Origin of the sequence: Nocardia puris, assembly GCF_036051655.1 — a bacterium.
In the GTDB taxonomy this organism is placed as follows: domain Bacteria; phylum Actinomycetota; class Actinomycetes; order Mycobacteriales; family Mycobacteriaceae; genus Nocardia; species Nocardia puris.
The window spans coordinates 75,791-99,307 of the sequence record NZ_CP107943.1 but is presented as its reverse complement, the minus strand read 5'-3'; the positions used below and the strand labels follow the sequence as shown (position 1 = coordinate 99,307).

The following is a 23,517-nucleotide window of genomic DNA, read 5'->3' as shown; positions in this document are numbered from 1 at the left end:
CCGACACCCGTCCGGCCACCGACATCGAAATCGCCCTCGCCCTGAGCACGATCAGCCTCGCCACACCACTGAACACCCCCGCGACGGGCCTCTACCTGCGAGTCTGGCACCGCGCCGGACTCCCCGACCTCGACGCCGAGGACGTGCTCACGCACTACGAGGCCATCGCCGGAAGCGACATCGACGCCTTCGAGCACCTGACCCGCACGAAACTCGCGCAACCGGACCGCATCCTGGGCGAGATCACCTGCGACGGCCGCCACCGCGACGTCCCCACCACCTGCCGGTTCACCGCTACCGCCAGGTGAGGTCGTCGACGGTGTCGCGCTGACTCCGGTGTCCTCGCCTACCCCGAACCGCCACCGGACCCCGCACACGGTGACGCTCCCACGCCACCGGAACCGGCCCCCGCAGAAAGGATCACCCACCGCCATGCTCGCTGTGCCCGACTTGATCGCCTGGCTGAACACCCTCGCACCGACCTCACTCGTCGCTATCGACGAGGGCGGAGTGCGGCTCGACGCACTGACCCCCAGCGGTCACACCACCGGCGCCTACCTCGAGCTCGGCGGCTACGACCCCACCACCGCGACCTCGCAGCGGAGTGACCGGCCCGGCTCCCCGACGAGCTGACCCCACCACCGCTCGCGACTACGTCCTGTCCACCACACCCGAACCGGCGGCATGACCACCACCGGAGTCGGTGCCGCGCGTCACCGGCAACGGAAGACGGTCCCGCACCGACCATCTCACGGCCCCGCACAAGGTCTCGCGCTGGGATTCGGTCGCGGCGCAACCGAATGCCAGCACCGCCGCGCAGCCACATCCCCACCACCCGACGCACACGCCACCCGACCCGACACCTCGACATCGCATCGGCCGATCGCGATTCCACGAGATCGCTTCGTGTTCGGCCTGATCGGGCACGACGCGACCACCGCGGGCGGCGGAACCGGGGTGGCCGGGACGTGAGCGCATGCCTCGCGGCCCGGCCACCTGTTCAGGAAGGAACCCATGACCCACCCCCTTCGCTACCCGGCGTTGCCCGCGCGGGCGCGGCAGTTGCTGAGCCGCTGGCACCTCGGCCGCGCCGACCCGCCCCCGACACCCGGCCGATCGCCGGATACCGCACTCGACCCTCACACGGTGCGCGAAGCGCTCGATCAGGTGCGCCGCAGCGGCGCGGACGCGACGATCCGGACCCGAGGCGGACACCTCCACCCGCACGTGCGCGTCACCGCGCTGGGCCGCCGTCACGCCGTCCTGCACGCACCGCACACCGCGACGGTGTTGCTCCCGCTGTGTTTCGTCGAGTCGGTCACCCGGCACGAGCCCGGGGACCGGTGATGGTCGCCGCAGCCCACGAACCGTTCCTCGTACGCGTCGAGCCCTGCCACTACACCGACCCGCCCGCCACCCCACCCGAGGTGCTGGTCATCGGCTACCACGCCGCGTTCGCCACCCCGCCACCCCCGCGCACCCCGGTGGCGGTGTTCCGCGGGATCGACCGAGCGTCGGTGCCCCGCGCGATGCCGACCTACGCGCTGGTACGCATCGAGCACGACCCCGACCCAGACGGGTGTTCGCCGCACGGCTTGGACTACCGGCTGATGCCCGCCGAGGTCGACACCACCAGTTTCCGGTGGGTCCTCGCCGACGGGGCATGGGCCGCCGGTGGCCGTCACGCGCTGCTGACCCGCACCGTGCGTGAACGCGTCCCCGGCGCACCGATCCGGATTCCGATCCACGACCACAACCCCGACACCGGACGGCGATGGACTCCGACCCCGTGATCGACTCCGCGGTCGCGCTGCTCAGGTGGATCGAAAAGTGCTTGCCCGCGTGCGATCCCGAGCGTTTCCACCCCTGGCGCACCGACCCCGAGGTGCCGGGCGCGCTGACCGCCGACATCCACCTCACCGTGCGCAGCGCCGGGCGCCCCGACCGTCACCTGGACCTGCGGTTGTGCGCCCACCCGATCACCGACCCCTGAGCTGGGAGAGCCTTTTGATGACCAACACCCCGCGCGTGCCCATCCCCGTGGCCCTGCACGACGCGCCCGTCTCGGCGGGCATGGTCGTGCCCCACATCACCCTCGCCCACACCGACCGCACCCGTGCCGTCTTCGGCCGGCTCGACGCCCAGCGGCTCGCCGACACGTGGGCGCGGTCGCTGTGCCAGGTCTGCGGCAAGCCGCTGACCGACCTTGTCGTGCTCTACATCCGTCCCGCCGACTACCTGCGCGGCATCGCACCCGAACCCGGCGTCCACCCCTGGTGCGGCGCGTACTCGAGCCGCGCCTGCCCGATGCTGGCCGGACGCATGGAGCACTACCTCCGCGTCCGCCGCGACCATCCCGGCCGCTGCGAGGACCCCGCCTGCCCCTGCGCGCAGTGGGCCTCGGCCGAACGGGATCCCCGCGAAGCCGTGCGCGAGGGCGCGCCCGCCGACCCGTGGTACGCGGTATGGATCGGCCTCGACGACTACACCGTCATCCACGACCCCGGCGACGACACGACACCACCGGTCACGGGAATCCCCTTGCAGTACAGGATGTTCCGCGCCCTGCGCCGGATATCGGAGGGCGGGCCCGACTTCACCGGCCCCGACCCGCTCGCACTGCTCTACGCTCTCACCACCGCACACCGAACCCTGCGGACGCTCACCGACACCGACTGACTTGCGCGCTCGCCCGCAGGCTCGCCGCACTCGGACGCGTTGTCGCGGCGCGCGATCGCGCCCACGCGGCACTGGCGTTGCGGGACAACGTCGTTCGTGACGCGATGCTCGCGCTGACGATCACTCCGCGCGGGTGGGCCGCCGGCGCGCTGTGGCAGCACCTCACCGTCACCGTGCCCGCCACCCACCGCGGCGCACCCGCCGCGCTGCTGGCCTGCCATACCGCCGCCACCGGTGATTTCCCGCTCGCCACCGCGGTCCCGGCCGCACCTGCCGTGATCGAGATTCGGGAACTGAACCGCACCAGACCGGGCACGCCGCTGGCGTCGACGACTACCTCATCCCGTGCCGTACGATCTGCCTCTCGGCACTCCGGCCTGGCCTACCCTGGGTAGCGGGTCGGGACCCGTCACCTCGTGACCGGGTCTCGATGCCGCCCCGCACCCGCCGCAGCGTGGTGTGCCGAGGCGCGAGGGTGGGCGCGTCCAATCCCCTCCGGGTTCGCCCACCCTTCCACCACCGTGCACTCGAACCCGTCCCGTGCTGATCGTTCCCGGTTCACACCCACACCAGCCGGTGCCCACACCCTCATTGCCGTCCCGGGCTGCCGCGTGCCCGCGCACGGCGATTCGCGCTGCGGCGTTCGCGTATCCGATTCCATTCCAGGAGGTTTCGTGTCCAACAACAAGGAGACTGTCGTGTCCGATCCGCCGCCGGAGCGGGTGCTGGCGTGGGCGGTCTCCGCTCGCGCCGCGCTGCAGGCGCCGCGGCTGGTCGAGCACCTGCTTGCCGGATCCGGTGTCGAGGGGGCCGCCGACCAGCTGCTGCACACCCAGGACCGCACCGGTCTGCCCGTGGATCTGGGTGATCAGGCTCGCCGCGACCTCGACACCGCCCACGCGTGCGGAGCGCGGCTCATCACGCCCGATCATCGCGAGTGGTGCGACCGCCTCGGTGTTCTGCGCCCCCGTGGTGATGCGCCCCGCTGTGCGCTCGTCGCGCTGTGGGCGCGTGGCCCGCTGCGGCTCGACCGGGCCGGTGAGTCCGCGGTCGCGGTCATCGGAGCCCGCGCCGCCACCAGCTACGGCGTCCACGTCACGACCGACATGGTGCAGACACTCGCCGCCACCCACACGATCCTCAGCGGCGGGGCCTACGGTATCGATGCCGCCGCCCACCGCGCCGCGCTGGCCGCCAGTGCGAGCACGGCCGCGGTTGTGGCCACCGGGATCGACCGGATCTACCCCGCGGGCAACGAGACTCTGCTCGAACAGATCGCCGAGCAGGGGCTGCTGCTGTCGGAGTACCCGCCCGGTCAGCCCGCCGCCCCCCCAGCAGTTCCTGGCCCGCAATCGCATCGTCACCGCGATCGCGCGCGCCGTGCTGGTTGTCGAAGCCGCCGCCAAGAGCGGGACCATGTCCGCCGCCGAGTGGGCCATGCAGTTGGGCCGCCCGGTGTTCGCGGTGCCCGGCCCGATCACTTCCCGGCTGTCGGACGGACCGCACACCCTCATCCGCACCCTGCGCGCCCGCATCGTCACCGATCCCGCACAGATCACCGTCAGCCTCGACACCAGCCCGTTCTGAACCCGCCCGTACCCGAAACATCGCCCACGACAGGAGAATTCCATGACCGCTTCCGATACCCCGCCGGTCCCGACGCTGACCGCCGACGAGTTCGCCCGCCTCGACAGTCTCGGCCAGAGCGGCACCCTGGCCGCGCTCAGCGACACCAGCGTGGGGGAGCGCTGGCGCACCGCGCACCGGGACTGGCGTGGCCGCCACTGGGCATTCCAGCCCGACCACCGCGGCGTGCTGCGCCTGGGCCCGGTCAACGTCGCCCGCCGCCCCCGCACCCGCACCCGGCGCCGCGCGGCGGCCTGACCCACCCCTACTTCTGTCCTCGCGCGGGCCGCTCGACCCGACCTCATGGCCCGCGCAACCACACCCTGCCCCGGAGGCCCCATGCCCGTCACTACCCGCGAACTGCCCGACGCCGAAACCCCGGCCACCACAGACGATCCCGGTACCAGCATCGATATCGAGCCGATGGTTGTGCCGCCGCCCGACGCGCGCGCGGAGACTCTCGTCCTGTCGACGTTGGTCATCGGGGAGAACGTCCGCAAGGACTTCGATCCCGCCGACCATCCCGACCAGGTCGCGCGTATCCGCGCCCACGGGGTGCGGGCACCGATCATCGCCGAACGCGAACCGGACGGTACCATCGTGGTCACCGACGGTCAGGTCCGTGCGATCATCGCCCAGCACGTGGGGCAGTTGACAGCGCCGGGTTGGGTCACCGACGCACCCACCGACATCGATCCCGACGTCCGGCGCAGAGAGCGAGTCCTGAACCAGCTCGAGTTCAACGACGGCCGGATCCCGCTGCGCGACAGCGACCGCGCCGGCGGTATCGCCCTGGCCCTGGATCTGGGCGCCAGTTTCGAGCGTGTGCAGGAATCGGTCCCGGCCGCCAAGACCCGGCTGCGTGCCCTCGGCGCGATCGGCCGCTCCGAGACCGCCCGCCCGATGCTCGACGACTCCCAGTACAGCCTCGACCAGCTCGCGGTGATCGCCGAATTCGACGCCCTGGGCGATGAGGACGCCGTCGCCCGATTGACTCGCGTCAACCGCTGGGACTTCGACTATCTGGTCGCGCGCATCCGCCGCGAGCGCGCCCAGCACGCCGCCCGTATGCAGGCCTCGCTGCCCTACGGTGTTTTCGGCTTCGGCATCCTGACCCGCGACCCGGCCGAGGACACCGGCGGCGAGCCCGCGTTCCTGCCCGACACACAGCTGGTCGAGGCCACCGGTGACCCGGTCACCGAGGACACCATCCGCGCCGACGCCACCCGCTGGACGGTGTGGCTGGACCGCGTCGAGAACGGGATCCTCGTCGACACCGAGACCGGGGCGCCGGTCGACCCCGACACCATCGACCACGACCTCGCCGACGACCCCGACGCCAGCCCCGCCGAGGGCAAACGCCACCCGAGCAGTGTCGAGTACCGCGACCGGTGGATCCCGCGCTACTACCTGCCCGCCGAATCACTCGCCGACTCCGGTCTCGCCGTGGCCACCACCACCGCTGCCGCCGACGCTTCCGACGGCGACGGTGATGATGATGATCAGCTCGCGCGGCTCGCCGACGCCGAACGTGAACGGCGGACCGCGGCCAGCCGCGATCTGCGGCGTGTCCGCATCCTCAACGTGCGCGGCGAGGCCGCCGCGGACCGGCGCGTGAGTTTCCTCGACGAATACCTGCGTCGGCGCACCCCGCCGCCCCAGGCCGCGGGTTTCGTCGCCGAGCACCTCGCACGCAAATCCGACGCCGCCACCCGCATGCTGCTCGACGACATGCTCGGCACCGGATCGAGCGTCGACGACCTCGTCACCACCATCCACGCCGCCCCACCCAACCGCCAGTGGGTGATCGCGTTCGCGATCATCCTCGCCGACTACCACACCGGCACCAGCAAATCCCTCTGGCGCGATGCCGACGCGAACACCGTGCGGATGCTGCGCGTCCTCGCCGAGATCGGCGGCGAGAAATACCATCTCGCCGACGTCGAACAGGCCGCGGTCGGCGACCTCGACTACCGCGACATCGACCTCGACTGACCCGCACCGGGGGTGGGGCCGGGCCGCGCCGGCTCGCGCCCGACCCACCCCCGGCAATTCCCAGGGCTTTCCGAACACCTCCCCCCGCGGGCTCCGCGCGCCGGGGTCGGGTGTCATCAGCATCAAACGCGGTGCGCGATACCGCCCTGCCGCGGTCCAGCGGCGTGCGGGTCTCCTCGTCCGGCTCTGCACTACGTGGCGCTTCGAGCGGGTTCGCTTTGCCCAGATCACGATAGGAGTGTCTTGTCCACCGAAGGTTTCCTCACCTTTGTCGCCGGCGGGGTCGAGATATCGTCGTTCAACAAGTGGAGCAGCTGTCCCCGGCACCTCGGGTTGCGGGTTCTGCGATGGCTGCGTGAGGCCGTCACCGATCCCGACGCCCTCGCCGCGGCGATCGCGCGGCTGCGCTACGTCGACAGTGTGGGTGTTCCCACTGCCGAGGAGATCCAGCGCTTCCACAAGTACGTCACCCGAAACGAGCCCCCGTTCGACGACCTGTACGACTGGTACTACCTGCTCAGAGACACCCAGAGCGACCCCGCGATGATCCTCGAAGCCGGGCTCATCACCGACATCGGCAGCATGACCCTGCCGTGGGACCCTGGGATGCACTACGGGTACGTGATCGACACCGACACAAGGGTATTCGAAGTCTACGAAGGCCCCTCCGACCACACCCGCCGTGCTCGCGGCAGGTTCGCCGAGCAGCCCGCGCCAGGCTCGGACCCTGACGGCTCGCCTTGGCCGGCCGCCATGCTGGTCCTCTCCTGGCCGTTCGACGCGCTACCGACCGACGACGCCTTCCTCGCCGCGACCGCGAACATCTGACCACCCGCTCGACTCGTGACCGACCGCCCGCGCGCCCTCGTGCGCCCGTGCGCGGGATTTCTGCATCCGATCGGCATCCACGCTCACCGTACGAAGGAGAATCCGTTGTCTCATCATGTCTTCGCCCGCCTGCGTCGCTGGCGTCACGATCTGGCTCCTGCCGTCAGGGTCCGTGTGGGCTCGCGCCGTCGGTGGCAGGAGCGCTCGTCGCGCTGATCGCGGGCATCGCCCTGGTCGCGGTGGTCATCACGGTGCTGCTGTCGAGCACCCCACACCCCTCGGGTTCATCGACATCCTCACCTACATGTTCGTGATCTGGCTCGTGCTGGGCCCACTCACCGCGGCGATGCAGCACCGCTCGTCGCGCTGAGGGGCGGCTCCGCACAACGATGTCCACCCCCGAGTGCGGGTTCGCGCTCCTGCTTCGGGTCCGGCGGCCCCGTCCGCCGAGTTCGCGCCGTCCGCTGCGGCCCACGTGCCCACCCTGATTCGGCGGGGCTCGACGTTCATTCGATATCTCGACCACGGAGGCGATATCTCATGTTCAGCAACCCCGGAGGGAAACGTCCGCGTGTCGATCACGGCGGGGAGTTCATCGCCGCGGTCCCAGCGCTGCTGGGTTTCCACCCCGAGCGGTCCCTGGTCGTCGCGGTCTTCGACAAACCACGGGCCGGGCGAGCGATCGCACCGATCGAGGTGGTCGTGCGTTTCGACCTCGACCTCAGCCGCCCGGGCGTTCCCGCGCAGATCGGGGCCGCTCTCGCGCGGCTGTGCCCGGCCGGGGGAACCGACGTAACCGCTCTCGTCGTCGACGACCGCATCGGTGAACCACCTCCGGACGGCACCGACGCGTGGCGTGCGTTCCTTCACGCGGTGATGGACACACCGCGCCGCGCCGGGATGCGGTTGGTCGAGGCGTATGCGGTGCGGTCGATCGCCGCCGGTGAACGGTGGTGGAGCTGGGTCGATGACCGCCACGGCGAGGTGCCGGACCCGGCCACCTCGATCATGGCGGTCACCCGCGTGGCCAACGGCGGACCGATCCACCGCACCCGCGACGAACTGGCCGAAATCTTTGCCCGAGACCTGAACTCCGCCGCCCAGGTCGCCGCGGTTCTGCCGGACGAGGTTTCGGCGGACCAGGATCGGCGCGCCGCCGCACTGGCAGGCCGAGATCTCGATGCGTATCACCGTGACGCCCTCGGACGCGTGCTGAGCGTGATCGACACGGTCGAGGCCGATGCGCGGCCCGACGCGAGGGATATCGCTGCGATCGCTGCCGTGCTTCGCGACCGTGTGATCCGCGACCTGATGTTCGCGCTGGCGATCACCGATCACGCCCCCGCCGCCCAGCGTTTGTGGAGTGCGATGACACGGTCGACCACTGGTCGTGACCGCGCCGCGGCGGCAACATTGTTCGCCTACACCGCCTACCTGCGCGGTGACACCGTGCTGGCGGGCATCGCCGTGCACGCGGCGCTCGACGCCGACGACCAGCATCCCGTCGCGGTGCTGCTCGACACCATCATCGGCCTCGGAATTCGCCCTGCCCGCCTACGGAGACTGGCCGACGACGCGATCCGGGCCGCCACAAACCTGGGCGTCGACCTGGGACCGACCCGTGCCTGACCCGGCCCAGCAAGCAGACCACGGCTGACGACCGCTGCGACTGCGCCGTCTGATCCCTGTTCTCCCACATCGACTCTCGAAGGAGACCTGCCATGTCCGGCGAAACCCTGCTCACGGTGATCGGAAACCTCACCGCCCCACCCGAACTCAGGTACACGCCCGACGCAACCGCGGTCGTGAACTTCACCGTCGCTTCCACCCCAAGGGTTTTCGACCGCGCGAGCGGTGAATGGAAGGACGGGGAGACGCTGTTCCTGCGCTGCAATCTGTGGCGCCAGGCCGCCGAACACGCCGCGGAAAGCCTGACCCAGGGTTCGCGAGTCATCGTGAGGGGGCGGCTGATCCAACGATCCTACGAAACACGCGAGGGGGACAAGCGCACCGTCGTCGAGCTCGCCGTCGACGAACTCGGTGCCTCCCTGCGGTACGCGACCGCGAAGATCACCCGCTCCGGCAAAACCACCAGCCCGGCCACCGCACGTCGCGACGACTCGTGGAGCGCGGGAACAGGTTTCGCCCCCACCGATCCCTCGGAGGAATCGAACACGGACGCCGCGGCGGGCGACAAAGGCGTGCGCGTCGACGCCGGCGATCCCGCGTTATGATCCCGCCGATACCCGGGCACGCGGACGCATAGTGGCACTATCAGTGCCGAAAGGAGCGCGGCATGACAGGCGATCGAGCCGTCCCCGGCGACGGCCCGGCACCGGGCCCGGAGACCATGGGGCCACCCGCGCCGCGCCCGTGTGACAGTTGCCCGTACCGGCGTGACGTCCCCAGCGGGGTGTGGCATGCCAGCGAGTACGAGAAACTGCGTGCCTACGACCGCGCCGACCTCGCTGAGCAGCCGGTGGCATTGTTCCAATGTCACCAGGTCGACGCCGACAGCGATCGGCGACGGGTGTGCGCGGGCTGGGCGGGCTGCCACGGCGACACCTTGGCTCTGCGGGTGGCGCTGATCGAGCAGCGCATCAGCCCGCGAACGTTCCAGGCCGCTATCGACTATCGGTCGCCCACACCGCTCTTCGCGTCAGCGAGCGAGGCCGCCGACCAATGGCAAGCCGACGTGCCCCGTCCTGGCGCCCAAGCGGTCGCGGCGATCGCCAAGATCCGCCGACACCGTTCCGACCTGACGACCTGAGCGGCGCGGGGCCCGGCTCGACCGAGCCGTTCCACCGGTAGGACGTTCCCACCGCGCCCTTGTCGTCTGGCGTGCTCACCACCACCATCGGCGACACTCGGGCGTTACTTGAACTACTCAGGCGTATGGGAGCTGAACCGGAACCTGTACGCCGCCCACGCTAGTGGCGGGTTCGGCTGCTTCACCCGTGCTTGGAGCTAGGTATCGGTCTGCTCCGGCGTTCCGATAGGAAGCGCGAGCGCGTTCATGCTGTGTTCGGCGTCGGCGGCGCGCTGAAACCAGGTCTCGGCCTCGTCGGTGTCACCGCGCTTCTCGCACAGGAGCGCGAGTTCATACATGGCGTTGCAGTGTCCCATGACGGCGGCCTGCCGGAATTGGACCTCGGCCTTGGCGGCCTCACCCCGCTCGCGCATGTGAACCGCGGCGTTGTACCCGATGTTTCTGGCTCCGACGTGGGCGGCGCGGTAGAACCAGTCCTCGGCCTCGTCGAACCTACCTAGCGTTTTGAGGAACATTGCGAGGTTTTCCATCGAGATGCGGTCTTCGGCTCGAGCGCCACGCAGGAACCAGGTCTCGGCCTCACCGATCTCACCTCGGTTGTGGAAGAAGCCTCCGAGGTTGTTCATGGCGGCGAAGTCCCCGGCCTCCGCCGCGCGCCGCCAGCAGGTTTCGGCCCAATCCTTCCGCTCTCGGTGGCTCGCCACCAATCCGACATAATGCAAGATGTCGGGTTCGATGATGATTGAGGTCGCAGTACGCCAGAACTCGTCGGGCACGACGCGGCCACGGCGCGTGTCGTCATCGGCAGCGACGAGATAGTCGAAGGGCCGGTAGCCGCGGATGGTTATCGGGTCGGGGTGGGCAAGCAGTGCGGGCACGCGGCCGCCGCCCGGTATCGGAGTGCGGGCGCTGGCGATCGCGGTCGTGATGTCGTTGTCGTGGATGTCGCGGTGCGGCTCCAGGTCGCAGGCGGCGGCGCGGGCGAGGTCGATGAGCACGGCTTCGGGGATCGGGAGTGGGTGCCCTATCCGCGCCCAATCGATCACCACACGCATCACCGTCCACAGCAGTGGGTCACTGGCGCGAGCATCGTGATATCGGCGCAGCAGCTCCGGCGCCCCGGCCAGGACTTCGGCCAGTCCGAACCGGTCCAGCGTCAGCTCGGGGTAGGCGGCCGCGGCGCGGGCCTGCTCGTCCGGGTTGTCGCTGGTCGGGTTGAGCCGGACCTCAATAGCTTCGTCGAGCAGGTGCCGGATGTCCTGGGTGAGTTCGCCCCCAGCGAGGGCGCGCAGTCGGTCGCGGACCTCGCTGCGCAGCGTGGCCACCACCACCGTTGGGTGAGGACGGGCGGTGAGCCGGGCCAGCAGTCCCGGAGTCAACGCGTGTGTGCCGATGAGGAACTCGTCGAGATTCTCCAGCCACAGGACCACCGTCGCAGGCAGCTCACGATACTGCGGGCAGGCGGCGATATCGGTCAGGCTATTGCGGGACGGGACCACGACCCGCGCCTCCGGCAGGTGGGTTTGCACGGCGTGGAACAGGCTGCGGGTCTTGCCCGCCTTGCTCGGTCCGACGACCAGCACGAGCCGGTCGCTGCTCAGCGCTCGACTCAGCTCGGTGTCGACGTCGCGCGCGACGTACGGGTCACCTACACCGGATTCCCCGGCGCGGCCGTAGTTGCTCGGCGTCACGAACAATAGATATGGATCCAGCTCGCACGCGCGGGGGAGCTCCCCGTCGACGCCCCGGCGCACCACCAAATCCACCAGTCGCGGCCCGTCCGCCCGGTCGACGTCCGATCGGTCGGAGCCCTTGTGGGCGGGGCGGCCACGGCCAGGGCGGTTGTTGGCCGCGGCCCGCTCGTGCGCCCGCCGCCACGTGGGCAGCAGGCGGTCAGGCACGCCGTAGACGGACAGGATCGCGCGCACCGTCTCCCAGGTGGGAAACGTTGTCCCATTGACGGCGGCGTGGACCGCGCCGATCGACACCCCTGCGGCGGCGGCAACCTTCTGGTAGCTGGCGTCGTGCCGCTCGTGAAGGCGGCGCAGGGCCTCGTGCAGGTCCGCGCGGGTCACGACCGCGCTCGGCTCGACGATCATCTCCCCGCCCCCATCTTCTTCCGGTCGGACCGTTCACCGTTCAGCGCTTCGCCGAACCTTCCCACACGACCCGCGGCGTCTTCGGCGTGATCGTGTTCGGCGCGTTCAGCCTGTGGTGCTCTGAACGGTCATTGTCTCCCATCGTTGCGGCGTGACCACCCATATCCTCGCCGCGATCGGCGCGATCGTGCTCATCGTCCGGACCGCCATCCTCATCCCCGGTGCACTGGCCGACCTGCTCGACGCCTGCCACCGCCTCGTGGCCGCCGCCCACAACCTACGCGAGGCGCTCGCCTACCACCCCGCCCCCGCCGCTTCCCGGACCCCACCGTCCGACCCCGACGCCGACGCCGAACCTCGCGGGTGACTCGCCGACCCCGGCACCGGAGACCGTGGGCATCGGGTTGCCGACGCGGCATGGAGCTGAGCCGCGAGGAACTCGACTCCGCACTCGCAGCGCTGCGCGTCGACAGGGCATGTTCGACCGGGCAACGCAACTGGCTGGACGGAACCACCCCGCGCGCCAAGGACATGGGCGCGGCGATATCGGCGGTCTGGGCCAGCAGCTATGACCCGCTCAGCTTCGACCACAACGACTGGTAGCCGCCGCACCGCGCGGCCGGGGCAGGATCCCCGGTGGGTGATCTGCTACGTCGCTCGAGATTCGTGCGTGCGTCGCCCTGTGATTGCCCGGAAGTCCGGCATCCCCAAATGGGTTGCTGCATGGTGTCCGGCAAGGTTCTGCATTGCGGTGAGCTTCTGCGCGGCGGCGGCCAGGCTGACCTCGATCGCGGCCACCTCGCCCAGCCAGCCGTTGCTTTTCGCTTCCTCCAGTCGGTCGTGGAGGTTGGCATGGATCTGTTCCAGGCGGGGTCTTTGCGCTGGATCAGGCCGTAGTTGCGGACATCTCAGACATGCGTGCTCGTGGACGCACGGTGAGCCGAAGTCGCGGGTGCACACGCCCAGGGCAACCTTGCGTAGCTCGAAGGTGTCGGTGTTCTGAGTCCGAATCGAAACCCCTGTAGGAGACTGTCGTGTCCATGTTCGCCTTCCGCCGTCGGTCCCGCGCTCTGTTGTCCGGCCGCGATATCTCGCTGCGCAGGGTCGCTGAGGGGCTCTGGTTCGCGGTACAGCTGACCGGGTACACCGCAGCGGTCGTCGTGGCCGTATCGGAGACGCTGTCGAGCACGCCGACCCCACTCGGGGTCGGCGACGTGCTCGTCTACACGATCGTGGCGTGGATTGTGCTGGGCGGCGCGACCGGAGCGTTCATCGGCCACCGCTGAGCCCGCCGTCGGACGGCGGCGACACCATGATCCGCTCGCGGCGCTTCATCCGTCGGTGACTGTGGTGCGGGGCAACCGGATTCGTGCCCGCGGGGTGTTGTGGGTGCTGGTTGTGGTTCGTGGGTGGGGGCTGCCCGTCTGGTCGGGTGACCCGCCTGTCGAGTGCTACCAGGGGAGCCGCGCCACGGCCTTCGGGCCCGCGCCCGGCCGCGAGCAATTCCCGGGCGCGCCGTGCGCGTGGGATCTGCCGGTGGGTGGGTGTGCGCGGGGAATTGCTCGCGTCCGTCTTCGGCGCGTTCCCTGCGGCCGTGTCGCGGCTCCCCTGGTCGGTCGCACTCGGCGGGTCACCCGACCAGCCGACCAGCCCTCGTGGCGGAGCGTGTGCTTCGTCGCGGGGGCTGGTGCGTTTGCACCACTTTGGAGGAACACCATGACCGATCTCGAAGGCACCGACCGTGACGCGTTCTTCGGCGCGCTCGCCGATGTGGATGATTTGCTGCGGATAGACCGGAAGGAGGCCGTGCGCCTGTTCGGCAAAGCGCTCGCGATGCTCAGCCCCGCGGACCTGAAGTTCTATCAGGGGGTGGCTGATCAGATGGGGCGGATGCCGTGGAAGATCGCCACGCGCCATGTCGCCGCCCGAGCCCGCAGGGACCCGTCGGTGGCGGATCTGGCGGAGTGGACGGCACCGTCGGATCCGAGTCTGTATCTGCCCGAGTCCGACCCGGTCGATGTGCATCACGTGCCGGTCGATGCCGCCGAGTGGGTGCGACAATCCATTCGGGAGCGCCGGGATCGTGAGCGTGTGGCGGCGGTGCCGACCGCGGCGACCGACGCTGTTCGTCTGTCGCCGGAGGCCCGGGCGCGTCGCGCGCGTTACGGGTTGCGTCACCGCGGCCGCGACGCGCGCGCTCGTCGCGCGCAACGCGCCGCCGACGCGCTGTATGGCGCGTATGCCGCCGAGCGCGCGTTCCGCATCGACGGGCCGGACGAGGAGGACCGGACCCCGCCGGTGCAGTGCCCGCGTAAGCCGGAGCATCTGATGTGGGGTCATGTCGGGGATCGGTTGTGGGACCGCTCCTACGTGCTGTACGTGGCTGAGCAGCTCGATGAACGCTCCCGTGACGTGCTCGATCCGCCGCGGCGCACCGCGCGTTCCTCCGCCGAGACCACGCTCGGTTCGGACGCGGCGCTCGAGGATGAGACGACCGCGTATCTGCGCCAGCACGCACCCGAGCTCGACGAGCAGCCCCGCACGACGGCCTCGCGCGGGTCGCGACGGCCTCGCCGGTCGCGGCTCACGGCGACCGAGCAGATGCGGTGGGCCAAGAACCGCACCGGTATTCCGGTTCCGAGTGACTACGACGAGCTGGTGCCCTACACCCAGCAGGACGTGCCCGAGTTGCCGTGGGACACTGCCGGTTCCGGTGGGCTCGACACCGATGTCGAACTCGCGCATCGTGGTTGGCCGTGTGTGGTGTGCTGGATGGAGCGGTGCGTCGCCGATCGCCGGTACGCGCACCGTGTCGCGGGTCGGTGGCGCTCCGATGACGGGCTCTGCGCCGAGTGCCGGGCCGACGGGCATGCCGGTGTCGCGGCGCTGCCGGTGCCGTGGACGGCCGCGCAGTTCCATGAGTCGCGGTGCGCCTACATCGCCGAGCATTACCCGGCGCATGCGCGCGCGCTGCTGGATCGGATCCGGCGTGACACGGCGGGCAGTGCCGGTCCGGTCTGGCGGATCATCACCCGCTGGATGGCGATCCACATCGACGATGAACCGCACACGCCGTATGCCGAGCGCTCGACGCGTCGGCGGTCCGGGGCGCGTCGTCCTCGCCGGGTCGGCCCGGGACAGCGGTTGCGCGCGTGCGACGGGTGCGGGCAGACCGGCATCGTGTGGGCCGACGGCTACTGCGGGCCCTGCCGGGTCTGGCTCGGATTGATGCCCGCCGCCGACCCGGCGGCCTGACATTTCTCGACCCCGGTCCGCCGCGGCGAATAGTCCCGCGGCGGACCGGTTCCCACCGTTCATCCTTCCCGCGCCCGGCTACGACGGTGCGCGGATGTCCTGAGGAGAAGTTGATGCTGTCGAGTCGTCGTCGTGTTCTCGCGCGACTGCGTGCCTTGTTCACGCGCCGCCGCGGTGTTCGTGTTCGTGTGTTCTACAACCAGAGCCCGGCGTTCTCGGCCTACCGGCACGCAGATCCGGTGCGGCTCATCGTGACTGTGCGCCTGGCGATCGATGCGGGGGTGCCCGACGACGAGGTCGACCGCGTCGTGCTGGAGCGGGTGTTCGCCGCCTGCAACGGTCACCCGCTACGGCCCGGTGACCGAGTCGACGCTCGCCTGCCGCGCGCGATGTCGGTCGGTGACCTCGCCGCCGTCGCCGACCGCTGGTATGCCTGCGACCCGGTCGGGTGGCGTCCGGTGCCCGCCCCGCGGCGCGCCCGCGTGCCCCGGCGCGGGTAAGTCGAGCGGGCCGGTGGTGATCGGCGGGCGCGCGCCGCCCCGCCGAATCACCACCGGCACACACCGAACCGGCCCGACACGGCCACCGCACCTTCAACCCGGCCCCCTCATCTCTCCGAATCCTGCTCTCCCGCACGCTTCCTCCACCCTCGACGCGCCTCTCCCTTCTCTCTCACCCCTGAAATCTCACCCTTCTCGCTCGTTTTCAGAGAGCAGACCTCTGGCATCCCGGATAACGATCCGATAAACATCTGGGGCTTTGTGGGGGTGTGCACAAACTGTGCACATTTGGGTCATTGTTTCCGGTGATATTCGGGTGCTGGATGGAGGTATGACCGCGACACTGCATCGGGTCGTGGCGGGGAATGGCTACGAGTATTACCTGCGGAATGTGGCGACGCAGGACGAGACGGGGCGGGGCCGGTCGAGCCTGGGCGACTATTACTCGGTGCATGGGGAAGCGCCGGGGACCTGGCTCGGGTCGGGGTTGACCGCGCTCGGTCTCGCGGTCGGTGAGGAGGTCACCGAGGCGCAGATGAAGTCCCTGTACGGGCTGGGCCGGCACCCCGACGCCGAGGCGATCGAGTCCCTGATCTTCGAGATGGAGTCCGCGCTCGGTGCCGAACCCGCCGACGCCGCCCGCGCGGCGGATCGCGCGACGCGACTGGGGTCGCCGTTCCGGTTCTCGGCGGAAGTGCCCGAATTCCAGCGTCGGTGCGCGCGGGAATTCGCGCGATTCAACCTCGAACGTGGCCTCGATCCGCTCACTGCGGTACCCGAGGAAGACCGCGCCCGGATCCGGACCCGGGCCGCGACCGCCATGTTCACCACCGAATACGACCGGCCGCCGGTGGGGCCGCGGGAGCTGTCGGGATGGGTGACGAAGAATTCCCGGCCGAAATCAGCGGCGGTCGCCGCGTTCGATATCACTTTCTCGCCGGTGAAAAGTGTCAGTGCGTTGTGGGCGATCGCCCCGTTGAATGTGTCCCAGCGGATCGAAGCCGCCCACGACAAGGCGGTGACCGACGCGATCCGGTGGCTCGAACAGCACGCGCTCTACACCCGGCTGGGGCGCAACGGGATCCGCCGCGTCGACGTCGAGGGCGTGGTCGCGGCGTGTTTCCGCCACCGGGAAAGCCGCGCCGGCGACCCGGATCTGCACACGCACGTGCTGATCAGTAACCGGGTCCGCACCTTGGCGGGCGGGTTGTGGCGCACCCTCGACAGCGCCACCCTGCACAAATTCGTGGTCACTGTCTCCGAGATCTACAACACCCGCCTCGAACACCACCTCACCCACGATGTCGGTGTCGGTTTCGCCGAACGGGCCGGCACCGACCCCGCCAAACGCCCTATCCGCGAAATAGTCGGTGTCCCACTGACACTGATCACGGCGTGGTCGCAGCGTGATGCCGCGATCACCGCTCGCCTGGGACAGCTCGCCGCCGACTTCCAGGCCGAGCTCGGACGCGAACCCCTCACCACCGAGCTCTACGCGCTGGCCGAACTCGCGACCCTGCAGACCCGCCCCGCCAAGAAGGCGGTGCGATCTTTCGCCGAGCAGCGCGGCGAGTGGCGTGCCGCGGCCACGACGGTCCTCGGTGGCCGCGACCAGCTCGCGGCCACGGTCACCGCGGCGTTGAACCCCCTACCGCGGCCACCGATTCCGCGGTCGGCGCAGTGGGCAGAGCGGATCGCCGACCAGGTGGTGGCAGTGGTCGGCCAGCACCGCGCGGTGTGGCAGCACCAGCACGTCCGCGCTGAAGTCGAGCGTCAGATCCGCGACCACGTGGACCGTGACGAGTGGGCATCCGCGGTCGAGGCGGTGCTCGCCGAAGCGCTCGCGCCCGCCAGGGTGGTGCGGCGCGGGGACCCCGATGCCGCGCTCGAACCGGTCCTCGCGCAGACCCCGGAGATGTTCCGGCGCGCCGACGGCACCAGCGTGTACGCGGGAGTCGACGCCGACAGCGTCTACACCTCGGCGCGGATGCTGACCCTCGAGCACCAGCTGATCGAGCTGTTCGTCCAGCCCGGCGGGCGCGCCCTGGACCCGCGTCTGGTCGCCGACGCGGTCACCCGCCACGACCAGACCCATCCCGACACCCCGCTCAATCCGGGCCAGGTCGCCCTGCTCACCGAGTTCACCCGCGCCGACGGCCCCCGCATCCGGACCACCAACGCGCCCGCCGGTGCCGGGAAAACGACCGCGATGACCGTGCTGGCCGACGCGTGGCGGGCCGGCGGCGGCACCGTACTCGGGTTGGCGCCACTGGCCTCGGCGGCCTCGGTCCTGGCCGCCGAGATCGGCGGACGGGTCGAAACCGTCGACAAACTGCTGCACATCCTCGACGGTCACGCACCCGCCCACCTCGCCCTCGCCGAGAACGACACAGCCCGGCCCATACCGCAATGGGTGCTCGACATCGGACCCGACACCCTCGTCATCGTCGACGAGTGGATCAAGATGGGCACCCTCACCCGCTGGAAACTGCTGCGGTGGCTGACCTCTCGCGACGCCTCGATCCGGCTGATCGGTGACGACCGGCAACTACCGGCCATCGACGCCAGCGGCGTCGAAGCCGACATCGCCGACACCGACCCCGTCCTCAGCGAGGTCGTGCGGTTCAACACCGCCGGGGAAGCCGCGGCCGGACTGCGGCTGCGCGAGGGCGATCCGATCGGGCTGGGCTGGTATCTGGACCACGACCGCGTCCACGCCGGGCACCCCGGCGCCACCCACGACAACGCCTACACCGCCTGGGCCACCGACGTCCTCGCCGGCCGCGCGAGCATCATGCTCGCCGCCACCCACACCATCGTCACCGACCTCAACGCCCGCGCCCGCGCCGATCGCCTCCACCGCGACGGCCCCCCCACCACCGAATGCGCGCTCGCCGACGGCCTCCACGCCAGCATCGGGGACCTGATCCGCACCACCCGCAACAACCGCGCCCTGCGCACCAGCGACGGCGACTGGGTCCGCAACGGCGACACCTGGACCGTCACCCACACCGCCCCCGACGGGTCGCTGACCGCACAACGCCGCCGACCCGGCCGATCCTCCGGACCTACCGTGGCCCTGCCGGCCGACTACGTGCGCTCCCGCGTGCGCCTCGGCTACGCCGCCACCATCGACTCCTCCCAGGGCGCGACGGTCGACACCTGCCACATCGCCCTCGACGGCGGCGAATCCCGCCAGCAGCTCTACATGGCCCTCACCCGCGGCCGCGGCGCCAACCATGTCTATGTCCCCACCACCCTCGACGGCACCGAAGCCGATTTCCTCAGCGATCGCGCGATCATGCCGCGCACCGCCACCGAAGTCCTGCTCCACATCCTCGACCGGGACGGCGCCCAGCAGTCCGCCCACACCCACCTGCGCGAGGCCCTCGCGCCTCGCGCGCGCTTGGGCGCCGCGGTCGACACCTACCTCGACGCTGTCGGTGTCGCCGCCGAAAACACCGTCGGCGCAACCCTTCTCGCCCGCATCGATCACGCCGCCGACACCGTCTACCCCCACCTCGCCGACGCCCCCGCCTGGCCGGTCCTGCGTCAGCACCTGGCCGTGCTCGCCCTGTCCGGGCACGACCCGATCACCGCCCTCACCGCTGCGGCGGCCGAACGCGAACTCGACAGTGCCCGAGATCCGGCCGCAGTCCTGGACTGGCGACTCGACCCGACCGGCGCCCACTCCGCCCGCGGCGGGCCGCTGCCCTGGACCCCCGCCATACCCGACGGCATCACCGACCCCACCGTGCGCGGGCACCTGCACGCCCGCGCCCGCATCATCACCACCCTCACCGACCAACTCCGCACCGAAGCCCTCACCTGGACCGCCACCACCGCACCAGCCTGGGCGCGACCGCTGCTCGGACCCGATCCCGGCCTGGTCGCCGACCTCGCCGTCTGGCGCGCCGCCCAACACGTCGGCCCCCACGACCTGCGCCCCACCGGACCACCCCGCCAACCCGCGCTCGAACGCACCCACCAACACCACCTCGACACCCGCGTCGCCGTCCTCGACACCGACAACGCCACCGCCCGCTGGAGCGAGATCGCCCGCCGAATCGACCCACGCCTGCCCACCGACCCCTACTGGCCCATCATCGCCACCGACATCGAAACCGCCCACCGCGCCGGCATCGACATCACCCACCACCTCACCACCGCCGCCGCGCAACGCCCACTACCCGACGACCTCCCCGCCAGCGCGCTGTGGTCACGCCTCGACCACACCCACACCACACCCACGCCCAACCCGCGCCGGCACGCCCCGTGGAACACCGAACTGGCCCACACCCCACCCGCGGAGACCACTGCCATGCCCCACCCCACCGACCCGGCCGCGACCGAACCCGCCGAGACCGAATCCGACCCTCTCCCCGACGAACTCGCCCGCATCGCCGAACTGTTCCGCGCCGGGGACACCCGCGCCGCCAAAGCAGCGTTCCGGCACCTCACCCACACCCTGACCGCCGAACAACGCGACATCCTCGACCGTGTCGCCGCCACCCTCAACGAACACTCCTACGTCGTCGCCGTCGCCCGCCTGCGCTGGGCCGCCGACCACCTCCACCCCGAATACGCCACCCTCATCCGCGCCTGCATCCCCACCACCAACCCCCAACTCCACCAACACCTTCCACACCTCCACGACACCCGCACGCCACCAACCCCACCCGTCCCCGCCACAGACATCGACACCCGCCTCGACACCACACCACCCCGACCACGCCGCACCATCGCAGAAACCGACGCCCAGCGCGCCCACCAGGACTACCTCGACCGCCGCGCCGACCTCGACACTGACCCCGACCACAACCCCCTCCCCGAAGGCGCACCCCACCCCTACTACCAAAAACCACGCGCCAAGAGCGGCATCCAGCTCCCCGAGGAGCAGCGCTACCCCGACACCGCACCCGCCCGCGACACCGACGCCTGGACACTCACCCCCACACTCGACCTCCCGTGCGTCTGCTGCGGACTCGAACGCCTTAACATCGACCTCGAACCCCCGCCCCATCGCCAATCCAACGACGGACTCTGCAGCGAATGCCGCGACAACAACCAACCCGGCATCCCCGACCACCACCCCCGCAACCGCATCACCGCCCGCTGCGACTACTACGCCACCCACCACCCACCCCACCAACTCGCCGCCCGCCTACGCCGCGACCTCCACGCCACCCGCACCACCCTCCAACAGCACTACCTCGCCACCCGCATGGCCATCCACACCTGGATCGACAACCACCCCCACCTCCTCACCCCCCACGCCCTACTCACCAACACCGAACTCACACAACGCATCCACGACATCGAACAACAACTCCACACCGCCACACCCCCCAGCCCTGATCCCGATCACGACGCCGACAGCACCGCCCGCGCCGCCATCGAACGCGCCACAACCGCCGCCCGCCGCCACCAACAAGCCAGCCAAGCACTCCAACGCAACCACGCCGAAACCCAGCACCTCCGAGACACACTCGACGCCACACCCACCCGACGGCGGACCGAACGCCACACACTTCAGCAACGCATCGACGCACTACTCGGCGACCAACAACGACTCCTCCGCAGACATAACGCCACCCACGCACACGCCGAAAGCACCCACCGCGACGCCATCAACCTCGCCGGCCACCCCTCCACCTGGCCCCAAACCCTCAGCCGCATCAACGAAAACCCAACCCCGACAAGCCCAGCGACGCACACCATAGTCTCGCCACAGTCGCACACCGAACTCCAGGCGCTGCGCGCCGAACTCGATCACCGCGCCCAAACCAGCCCAACCGTCGGACACCTGGACGACACCGAGATCCCCGACACTGAAACACCTGTACTCGGTCCCGGCTATGACGCCGGACTCTGACAAACCCCCATGGGCTCAGCCCAGCGACCACGGTCGCCAGAGTTCATTCAGAGCGTTGACAACGGGACTGTGGATTTATGGGTGTTTCCGGCCTGATTCGCTGATCGGATGGTCAGCGGGAAGGTGCCGTGATGACGACACTTGATGCCGTGGCGAAGAAGAAGGCCGAGGCCTCGGCCGAGCAGCTGGCAGCGGCGGAGTTGGTGAGGATGGCCAAACAGCAGGGCTTGTCCCTGACGGGGCCCGACGGGTTGCTGCAGCAGTTCACCAAGACCGTCCTCGAGACCGCGCTGAACGAGGAGATGACCGAGCACTTGGGGTATGAACCCAACCAGGCGCCCGAGGGCCGGGAATCGGTGAATGTGCGTAATGGGACCAGATCGAAGACGGTGTTGACCGAGACGACCGGGCCGGTGCCGATCGAGGTGCCGCGCGACCGGGACGGCAGCTTTCAACCGCAGATCGTGCGCAAGCGGCAGCGCCGATTGTCCGGGGTCGATGAGATCGTGCTGTCGTTGTATGCGAAAGGCCTCACAACCGGGGAGATTTCGGCGCATTTCGCTGAGATCTATGGCGCGTCGGTGTCCAAGGAGACGGTCTCCCGGATCACCGACAAAGTCGTCGCGGAGATGCAGGAATGGTCGAGCCGACCCCTGGACGAGGTGTATGTCGCGATCTTCATCGACGCGCTGGTCGTGAAGGTGCGCGACGGTCAAGTCGCCAACCGGCCGATCTATGCCGCGATCGGGGTCACCGTGACCGGGGAGAAGGACATCCTCGGCCTGTGGGCCGGCAGCGGTGGTGAGGGCGCGAAGTTCTGGATGAGTGTGCTCACCGAGATCCGTAACCGCGGGGTCAAGGATGTCTTCTTCCTGGTCTGCGACGGGCTCAAAGGCCTGCCGGAGGTGGTCGGCAACGTGTGGCCGCTGGCCACGGTGCAGACCTGCATCATCCACTTGATCCGCAACACCTTCCGGCTGGCCGGACGCCAGCACTGGGACGCGCTGAAACGGGACGTGAAACCGATCTATACCGCGGTAAACGCAGATGCAGCCCGGGCAGCGCTCGATGAGCTGACCGAACGCTGGGGCTCGAAATACGGGGCCATCATCCGCCTGTGGCACAACGCATGGGATGAGTTCATCCCGTTCCTCGACTACGACATCGAGATCAGGCGGGTGATCTGCTCGACGAACGCGATCGAGTCGCTCAACGCCCGCTACCGGCGCGCGATCAAGGCCCGAGGGCATTTCCCCACCGAGCAAGCCGCCCTGAAATGCCTGTATCTGGTGACTCGTTCACTCGACCCGACCGGCGCCGGTCGGGCACGATGGACGATGCGCTGGAAGCCTGCGGTCAACGCGTTCGCGATCACCTTCGCCGACCGCTGGCCCGACGCCCGAACCTACTGAGAGAACCGCCGGAAACACCTTTAGCGAGATAGTCCCTTGACAACCGGTAGGCCATAGTCGCACTTCGAGTTTCGCGTCAGGTGGACATCAACACGACTTAGTCGCCCGAATGCAAGATGCGTGCAGGGCAAAGCTGAGCGGATGGCGGGCTCGGCTGTGACAGAGACTTCCGGAGGCACGACCTGCTGCCAGACTGGGGTGGCCTATCAATTATCTGGACAGACCCCGTGGAAGCACCGAGCCGTATGTGGGCTGCGGAGCGCTGTGGGCGACGCTGCGCCCACGGCGCGAAGCAGTGCAGGTAGGCATTGGCGCGGAGTGGAAACGTGGTTGAGGCTCGTTAGGGTGATCGTCTGACAGGCTGGCGCGCGGAAGGAGTCGTGTTGGGGATTCGGCGGCTGGTGGTCGTTGGGTTGTGCGCCGTCACGATGGCGGGGTGTTCGGCGGAGACGACATCGGATACGGGCACGGCGACGAC

The 23,517-nt window shown here is 69.7% G+C and carries 22 protein-coding genes and 1 pseudogene; 22 read left to right on the top strand and 1 reads right to left on the bottom strand.

The genetic code is table 11. The features are described 5' to 3' along the window. Nucleotides 1-432 precede the first annotated feature (432 nt). The 14 genes and pseudogenes from OHB21_RS00435 (at nt 433) to OHB21_RS00375 (ending at nt 9,898) form a co-directional block, all read left to right on the top strand. Nucleotides 433-633: a hypothetical protein gene (locus OHB21_RS00435; protein ID WP_328436964.1), complete on the top strand. Its 201-nt coding sequence runs from the start codon at nt 433-435 to the stop codon at nt 631-633. Between the two features lie 381 nt (nt 634-1,014). Beyond that, nucleotides 1,015-1,347, top strand: coding sequence for a hypothetical protein (locus OHB21_RS00430; protein ID WP_328436962.1), 333 nt, complete (start codon nt 1,015-1,017; stop codon nt 1,345-1,347). Next, the gene (locus OHB21_RS00425) at nt 1,347-1,793 is read left to right on the top strand and encodes a hypothetical protein (protein ID WP_328436960.1); all 447 of its coding nucleotides are present in this window, start codon (nt 1,347-1,349) and stop codon (nt 1,791-1,793) included. The genes OHB21_RS00430 and OHB21_RS00425 overlap by 1 nt, the downstream gene beginning before the upstream one ends. After that, nucleotides 1,775-1,993, top strand: coding sequence for a hypothetical protein (locus OHB21_RS00420; protein ID WP_067514202.1), 219 nt, complete (start codon nt 1,775-1,777; stop codon nt 1,991-1,993). Before OHB21_RS00425 ends, OHB21_RS00420 begins: the two co-directional genes overlap by 19 nt. A 17-nt stretch (nt 1,994-2,010) precedes the next feature. Next, the gene (locus tag OHB21_RS00415) at nt 2,011-2,679 is read left to right on the top strand and encodes a hypothetical protein (RefSeq protein ID WP_328439659.1); all 669 of its coding nucleotides are present in this window, start codon (nt 2,011-2,013) and stop codon (nt 2,677-2,679) included. Beyond that, nucleotides 2,577-3,074 (top strand): DUF4192 family protein, encoded by a 498-nt coding sequence (locus tag OHB21_RS00410; RefSeq protein ID WP_328440146.1) that lies wholly within the window; start codon nt 2,577-2,579, stop codon nt 3,072-3,074. The genes OHB21_RS00415 and OHB21_RS00410 overlap by 103 nt, the downstream gene beginning before the upstream one ends. Before the next feature lie 21 nt (nt 3,075-3,095). Continuing rightward, nucleotides 3,096-3,998, top strand: a pseudogene (locus OHB21_RS37370) (DNA-processing protein DprA); the annotation flags it as partial. Then, nucleotides 3,895-4,266: a DNA-processing protein DprA gene (locus tag OHB21_RS37365; protein WP_407675269.1), complete on the top strand. Its 372-nt coding sequence runs from the start codon at nt 3,895-3,897 to the stop codon at nt 4,264-4,266. The pseudogene OHB21_RS37370 and the gene OHB21_RS37365, both read left to right, overlap by 104 nt. A gap of 42 nt (nt 4,267-4,308) precedes the next feature. After that, a complete protein-coding gene (locus tag OHB21_RS00400; RefSeq protein ID WP_328436958.1) occupies nt 4,309-4,563 on the top strand; it encodes a hypothetical protein in 255 nt (84 codons plus the stop codon). Between the two features lie 81 nt (nt 4,564-4,644). Next, on the top strand, nt 4,645-6,300 hold the full coding sequence (locus OHB21_RS00395) for a ParB/Srx family N-terminal domain-containing protein (RefSeq protein WP_328436956.1): 1,656 nt from the start codon (nt 4,645-4,647) through the stop codon (nt 6,298-6,300). A gap of 243 nt (nt 6,301-6,543) precedes the next feature. Next, on the top strand, nt 6,544-7,128 hold the full coding sequence (locus OHB21_RS00390; protein WP_328436954.1) for a hypothetical protein: 585 nt from the start codon (nt 6,544-6,546) through the stop codon (nt 7,126-7,128). A gap of 540 nt (nt 7,129-7,668) precedes the next feature. After that, nucleotides 7,669-8,757, top strand: a complete 1,089-nt coding sequence (locus OHB21_RS00385) for a DUF4192 domain-containing protein (protein WP_328436952.1) — start codon at nt 7,669-7,671, stop codon at nt 8,755-8,757. Between the two features lie 92 nt (nt 8,758-8,849). Continuing rightward, nucleotides 8,850-9,362, top strand: coding sequence for a single-stranded DNA-binding protein (locus OHB21_RS00380; RefSeq protein ID WP_328436950.1), 513 nt, complete (start codon nt 8,850-8,852; stop codon nt 9,360-9,362). A 62-nt stretch (nt 9,363-9,424) separates the two neighbouring features. Further along, complete coding sequence (locus tag OHB21_RS00375; RefSeq protein WP_328436949.1) at nt 9,425-9,898, top strand: DUF6283 family protein; 474 nt, start codon at nt 9,425-9,427, stop codon at nt 9,896-9,898. A 197-nt stretch (nt 9,899-10,095) separates the two neighbouring features. Here OHB21_RS00375 and OHB21_RS00370 read toward each other — a convergent pair whose 3' ends face one another. Further along, on the bottom strand, nt 10,096-11,997 hold the full coding sequence (locus OHB21_RS00370) for a helix-turn-helix domain-containing protein (RefSeq protein WP_328436947.1): 1,902 nt from the start codon (nt 11,995-11,997) through the stop codon (nt 10,096-10,098). 151 nt (nt 11,998-12,148) lie between these two features. Between OHB21_RS00370 and OHB21_RS00365 the strand changes: the two genes are divergently transcribed. The 8 genes from OHB21_RS00365 to OHB21_RS00330 all read left to right on the top strand — a co-directional run bounded on the left by OHB21_RS00365 (nt 12,149) and on the right by OHB21_RS00330 (nt 23,039). Next, on the top strand, nt 12,149-12,364 hold the full coding sequence (locus OHB21_RS00365; RefSeq protein ID WP_328436944.1) for a hypothetical protein: 216 nt from the start codon (nt 12,149-12,151) through the stop codon (nt 12,362-12,364). A 50-nt stretch (nt 12,365-12,414) separates the two neighbouring features. Then, nucleotides 12,415-12,600 carry a hypothetical protein gene (locus OHB21_RS00360; RefSeq protein WP_328436942.1) on the top strand — a complete coding sequence of 62 codons (186 nt, stop codon included), beginning with the start codon at nt 12,415-12,417 and terminating at the stop codon, nt 12,598-12,600. A 120-nt stretch (nt 12,601-12,720) separates the two neighbouring features. Next, the gene (locus OHB21_RS00355; protein ID WP_328436940.1) at nt 12,721-12,894 is read left to right on the top strand and encodes a hypothetical protein; all 174 of its coding nucleotides are present in this window, start codon (nt 12,721-12,723) and stop codon (nt 12,892-12,894) included. Nucleotides 12,895-13,031: 137 nt separating this feature from the next. Then, nucleotides 13,032-13,283: a hypothetical protein gene (locus tag OHB21_RS00350; protein WP_328436938.1), complete on the top strand. Its 252-nt coding sequence runs from the start codon at nt 13,032-13,034 to the stop codon at nt 13,281-13,283. Nucleotides 13,284-13,713: 430 nt separating this feature from the next. Further along, nucleotides 13,714-15,252 carry a hypothetical protein gene (locus OHB21_RS00345; protein WP_328436936.1) on the top strand — a complete coding sequence of 513 codons (1,539 nt, stop codon included), beginning with the start codon at nt 13,714-13,716 and terminating at the stop codon, nt 15,250-15,252. Nucleotides 15,253-15,365: 113 nt separating this feature from the next. Then, the gene (locus tag OHB21_RS00340; RefSeq protein ID WP_328436934.1) at nt 15,366-15,752 is read left to right on the top strand and encodes a hypothetical protein; all 387 of its coding nucleotides are present in this window, start codon (nt 15,366-15,368) and stop codon (nt 15,750-15,752) included. Nucleotides 15,753-16,083: 331 nt separating this feature from the next. Continuing rightward, nucleotides 16,084-21,627 (top strand): MobF family relaxase, encoded by a 5,544-nt coding sequence (gene mobF, locus OHB21_RS00335; protein ID WP_328436932.1) that lies wholly within the window; start codon nt 16,084-16,086, stop codon nt 21,625-21,627. A gap of 128 nt (nt 21,628-21,755) precedes the next feature. Continuing rightward, nucleotides 21,756-23,039, top strand: a complete 1,284-nt coding sequence (locus OHB21_RS00330) for an IS256 family transposase (RefSeq protein ID WP_328436931.1) — start codon at nt 21,756-21,758, stop codon at nt 23,037-23,039. Nucleotides 23,040-23,517 lie beyond the last annotated feature (478 nt).